The following is a 274-nucleotide window of genomic DNA, read 5'->3' on the forward strand; positions in this document are numbered from 1 at the left end:
ATTGTTGGTCGGGCTGGGGCCTTCCAGGCTGTGCAGGAACCACATCCGCTGCTGACCGAACGACAACGGCATCGGGTCAGGGCGTTCCACCGGTACGAGAGCGGGCCGCACCGCCTCGAATTCATCCAGCCGCCCCGCCAGACCGGCCACCGTGGGCGCCTCGAACAGCACCCGCACCGAAATCTCCGCACCCAACGCACCCTTGATACGGCTCGCCAGCCGCGTCGCCAACAGCGAATCCCCACCGAGGTCGAAGAACCCGTCATCGATACCG

At 66.4% G+C, this 274-nt stretch carries 1 protein-coding gene; it reads right to left on the reverse strand.

Translation table 11 applies throughout. From position 1 onward, the window contains the following. The coding region (locus tag IH45_RS01000000144880) for a phosphopantetheine-binding protein (protein WP_032919626.1) at positions 1-274 on the reverse strand (274 nt) is incomplete at both ends.

It is taken from the genome of Streptomyces rimosus subsp. rimosus (genome assembly GCF_000720725.1).
GTDB lineage: Bacteria > Actinomycetota > Actinomycetes > Streptomycetales > Streptomycetaceae > Streptomyces > Streptomyces rimosus_A.